This is a genomic window from Bradyrhizobium sp. P2_E8 (assembly GCF_056403875.1).
The window spans coordinates 1-3,713 of sequence record NZ_JBFUES010000772.1; the positions used below are offsets into that span (position 1 = coordinate 1).

The 3,713-nt window shown below is 64.9% G+C and carries 5 protein-coding genes and 1 pseudogene; 2 read left to right on the forward strand and 4 right to left on the reverse strand.

Going from position 1 to position 3,713, the window contains the following annotated elements; all coding sequences use genetic code 11:
• Positions 1 to 212: 212 nt before the first annotated feature.
• Positions 213 to 824: a TetR/AcrR family transcriptional regulator gene (locus tag AC1D00_RS31475; protein WP_404553742.1), complete on the forward strand. Its 612-nt coding sequence runs from the start codon at positions 213 to 215 to the stop codon at positions 822 to 824.
• A 14-nt stretch (positions 825 to 838) separates the two neighbouring features.
• Here AC1D00_RS31475 and AC1D00_RS31480 read toward each other — a convergent pair.
• Positions 839 to 988, reverse strand: a pseudogene (locus AC1D00_RS31480) (EAL domain-containing protein); the annotation flags it as partial.
• 92 nt (positions 989 to 1,080) lie between these two features.
• Between AC1D00_RS31480 and AC1D00_RS31485 the strand changes: the two are divergent.
• A complete protein-coding gene (locus tag AC1D00_RS31485; protein ID WP_477013343.1) occupies positions 1,081 to 1,539 on the forward strand; it encodes an MAPEG family protein in 459 nt (152 codons plus the stop codon).
• A 3-nt stretch (positions 1,540 to 1,542) separates the two neighbouring features.
• Here AC1D00_RS31485 and AC1D00_RS31490 read toward each other — a convergent pair whose 3' ends face one another.
• The 3 genes from AC1D00_RS31490 to AC1D00_RS31500 all read right to left on the reverse strand — a co-directional run.
• On the reverse strand, positions 1,543 to 1,722 hold the full coding sequence (locus AC1D00_RS31490) for a hypothetical protein (protein ID WP_477013344.1): 180 nt from the start codon (positions 1,720 to 1,722) through the stop codon (positions 1,543 to 1,545).
• A 48-nt stretch (positions 1,723 to 1,770) separates the two neighbouring features.
• Positions 1,771 to 2,148, reverse strand: a complete 378-nt coding sequence (locus AC1D00_RS31495; RefSeq protein ID WP_477013345.1) for a tetratricopeptide repeat protein — start codon at positions 2,146 to 2,148, stop codon at positions 1,771 to 1,773.
• 371 nt (positions 2,149 to 2,519) lie between these two features.
• Positions 2,520 to 3,713 (reverse strand): putative bifunctional diguanylate cyclase/phosphodiesterase (locus AC1D00_RS31500; RefSeq protein WP_477013346.1); only part of this gene is annotated, 1,194 nt, incomplete at its 5' end.

Below are 3,713 nucleotides of genomic sequence, written 5' to 3' on the forward strand. Positions count from 1 at the left end.
GATAGGGATTGCGGATGAAGTCCGGCGACAGCGGGTTGAACAGCGGATCGCCGCCGGCGGGTTGCGCTTGCTCGTTCATGGTGACCTCAAGTCGGTTGCCGCATGACACGAATACGCCGGCAGCCCCCGGCTTGCGCGGCGTAACCATCCCCTAGAAATTATCAACTCGATACATTKTTGTATCGAGTTGCATTCTGCCCTAAACTGGTCCGATGTCAAGGGTGAGAACCAGGCCGACCAGGGACGATACGCGCGACAAGCTGTTCGAGGCGGCCGCGCGGGTGTTCGAGGCAGACGGCATCGGCGGCGCCAGCATCGAGGCGATCGCGGCCGCCGCCGGCTTCACCCGCGGCGCGTTCTATTCCAACTTCAACAGCAAGGACGAGCTGATCATCGCCATGCTCGAAGACCATGTCGCGCAGTCGATCCGGCGCAACATGGACATCCTCGCACAGCACGACAATCTCGACGATTTCATCGCGGCGCTGCGGACGATGGACCGCAGCCGGCAGGATCCGCTCGGCCGCTCCCCCCTCCTCCACATGGAGATGATCCTCTACGTCGCGCGCGCCGAGAAGCGGCGTCCCGAACTTGCAAAACGCCTGCGCGCGCGGCGCAAGCTGATCGCCGACATCGTCGAGGCGACGTTGAAGGGCAACGGCAAGAACGACAATCTGAACCCGCCATGGATGGCTTCTGTAGTGCTGGCGCTGGAAGACGGCTTCCGCCTGCACCGGCTGATCGATCCGGAGACGACGCCGGCGGACAGCTTTCTGCGCGCGATCACGGATTTGCGGCGCAGGACGGGGTTGGCGGCGGGGTGAGGTGGCTGGGGAAACGCGGGCGCGTAGAGGAAGCCCTGCACGACGTCGCAACCGAGCTCGGCCAGCAATTTGCGCTGCGCCTCGGTCGCGGCGGCTTCCGCGACGACGGTCATGCCGAGGCCCTGCCCCACGCGCACCACGGCGGTGGCGTTCGCGAGCGCGCCGGGCTATACGCGGACTGGTGACGTCCTTTGCTTGCTGGCGACGCGGTCGCGCATGTCACGTGGAAACGTCAGAGGAGGCCGAATTGGACCGAATGAGTCTTCACGACCCCCTTTTCGCCACCTATGTCGTTGCCGCCACCCTGATGATCCTGAAGGCCGTGGCGATGTCATGGCTGACCGTGATCCGGATGGTGCAAGCCAAGGGGGGCTACCGTTCGCCGGAGGATATCAAGAAGACCCCGATGAATCCCGCGCCAAATCCAGCGCAGCTTCTTCCCAACGAACGTGTCGAGCGGATTCGCCGGATCCAGATGAACGATCTCGAGAGCTTGCCGTACTTCCTGGTCGCGGGCCTGCTCTATATCCTCACACAGCCGTCGCTGCGGCTCGCGCAGTGGCTGCTCTACGGCTACGTTGCCTCACGCCTGCTGCATTTTCTGGCCTATCTCACCGGGCAAATCCACGAAGTTCGCGCGACGCTGTGGACGGTCGGTTCGCTCATCCTCATCTTCATGACCGGTCGCACGCTTTTCGTTGCACTCGGCGCGTGACGCTCAATCGGCCACACCGGCAACCTGCTGGGCCGAAAGGTAGCGTGCGAGAGCGTCGTCCTGCTTGAAGAAGCGCATGGCGCGCAGATCGCGGATCGTTGTCTTTTGTGTTGCATCGCGACGCCGCGTGATCTCGCGAGCTTCTTCCAGGCGGCCGGCGGCGACCAGATTGGCCGCCAACATGCGATGGCCGGTGCCATTGCCCGGATTGTGCTGAACCGACTTGCGTGCCTAGGCGATGCCATCCTCATGGCGCCCGAGCGCAAAGCAAGACGCCGTCAATCCTGTCATCCACAAATGCAGCATACTGTCGTAGGGACTGAGGACGAGAGAACGATGAAGGCATGCGAGTGCGTTCTCGTAGTCGCCTGCCATGCTATCGATCATTCCGAGCGTACCCCACGCGAAGGCCGAACTGGGATTGAGCCTCACGGCCTCGATGGCGTGAATACGCCCCTGATCGTTGTCGCCAGCCGGCCCAAAGAGCGTGAAGCCGTAGACCGCATGGGCAAAAGCGTCCGTACCGTCCTGCTCGACGGCGCGGCGCGCCAGACCTAGCGCCTCGGTCGCGGCGTCCGGCGACGTGCGTGCGCCAAGCGGCGAGGCCATGACGAGTCCTCAGGCGAGCGCCGCGAGCGTCGGCGAGCGCGCCTCATCAAGGCTGAGAGACTGTCGAAGCAGGTCGATCGCCTTGGTGATATCCTCGCTCATGTTGCTGAACGGCAGAACCACCAGGGACGGCTTCGTGTGGGCGGCAGCGAGCTTCGGTCTACCGCCACTCGCGGAGGGCTATGTCGCCGCGTGCGTCATTCCCGTGCTCGCGCTTCCTCTCATCATCAAGCTTTGTCTCAGACTACCTTCCTTCGGCCGTTTCGTGCTGCAAAACTGATGAACGAGAGCGGACACCGCCGGCGGTTTCCATGGATCACGGAGGAAGATGAGCATGGACTCCGTGGCACGCCTTCGCGGGCCGATTAGCTCTACGCCGAGCGCTTCACCGCGTCGCGCCCCGCCGGCGCAGCATCGAGCCGGCCCGGCATCGCCCTCGCCTGCTCGGCGCAGTGCTCGATCAGCCAGCGCTCGAACGCGACCGGGGGAAGCGCGGGCGCATAGAGAAAGCCCTGCACGACGTCGCAGCCGAGATCGGCCAGCAATTTGCGCTGCGCCTCGGTCTCGACGCCTTCGGCGACGACGGTCATGCCGAGGCCCTGCCCCACGCGCACCACGGCGGTAGCGATTGCCAATGCGCCGGCGTCCTTCTCGATGTCACGCATGAAACTGCGGTCGATCTTGAGCTCGCGGATCGGCAGGTGCGCGAGGCGGCTGAGGCTGGAATAGCCGGTGCCGAAATCGTCCACCGAGAGCCCGACGCCGAGCTCGCGGATCGCGTTCATCGTCTCGATCGCGGCGACGCTGTCCTGCATGAACGCGCCTTCGGTGATCTCCAGCATCAGCGCATCCGGTGGTAGCCCGTATTCGGCCAGAATGTCGGCCAGCCGCGCCGCCAGCGTGACGTTGCGGAAATTGATCGGCGACAGGTTCACCGACACGCAGGGAATGTTGAGCCCGGCGCGGCGCCAGCTCGCCATCTGCCGGCAGGCCTCGCGCACCGACCACAGGCCGATCTGCTCGATCAGGCCGCATTCCTCGGCAAGCGGAATGAACTTTGCCGGCGAGACGTCGCCGAGTTCGGCATCATGCCAGCGCGCCAGCGCCTCGAGGCCATGGATCRCACCGTCGCAGCTGCGGATCTGCGGCTGGTAGCTGAGCGTGAGCTCGCCCTCCGCGATGGCACGGCGCAGCGCTGCGATCAGCGCCAGCCGCTGCTCGGTCAACCCGTTCATCTCGGCGCTGAACAGCCGATGGGTCGAACGTCCTGCCTGCTTGGCCATGTACATGGCGGCGTCGGCCTGCTGCATCAGCGTGTCGATGTCGGTGGCATGATCGGGATAGAGGCTGATGCCGATGCTGGCCGACATCTGCATCTGCCTGGAGCCGAGCCGCAACGGCGCAGCCAGCGCCTCGGTGATCCCGGTCGCGACACGCCCTGCACTCTCGGCGTTGCGATGCGGCAGCAGCACGACGAATTCATCGCCGCCGAGCCGGCCCAGGATGTCTTCGGGCCCGATCTGCTCGCGCAGCCGCTGCGCGAGCTGGATCAGGAGCTCGTCGCC

Coding starts and splice junctions, on each gene's coding strand:
- AC1D00_RS31475 (WP_404553742.1), top strand. CDS start 213: ATGTCAAGGGTGAGAACCAGGCCGACCAGGGACGATACGCGCGACAAG.
- AC1D00_RS31485 (WP_477013343.1), top strand. CDS start 1,081: ATGAGTCTTCACGACCCCCTTTTCGCCACCTATGTCGTTGCCGCCACC.
- AC1D00_RS31490 (WP_477013344.1), bottom strand. CDS start 1,722: ATGTTGGCGGCCAATCTGGTCGCCGCCGGCCGCCTGGAAGAAGCTCGC.
- AC1D00_RS31495 (WP_477013345.1), bottom strand. CDS start 2,148: ATGGCCTCGCCGCTTGGCGCACGCACGTCGCCGGACGCCGCGACCGAG.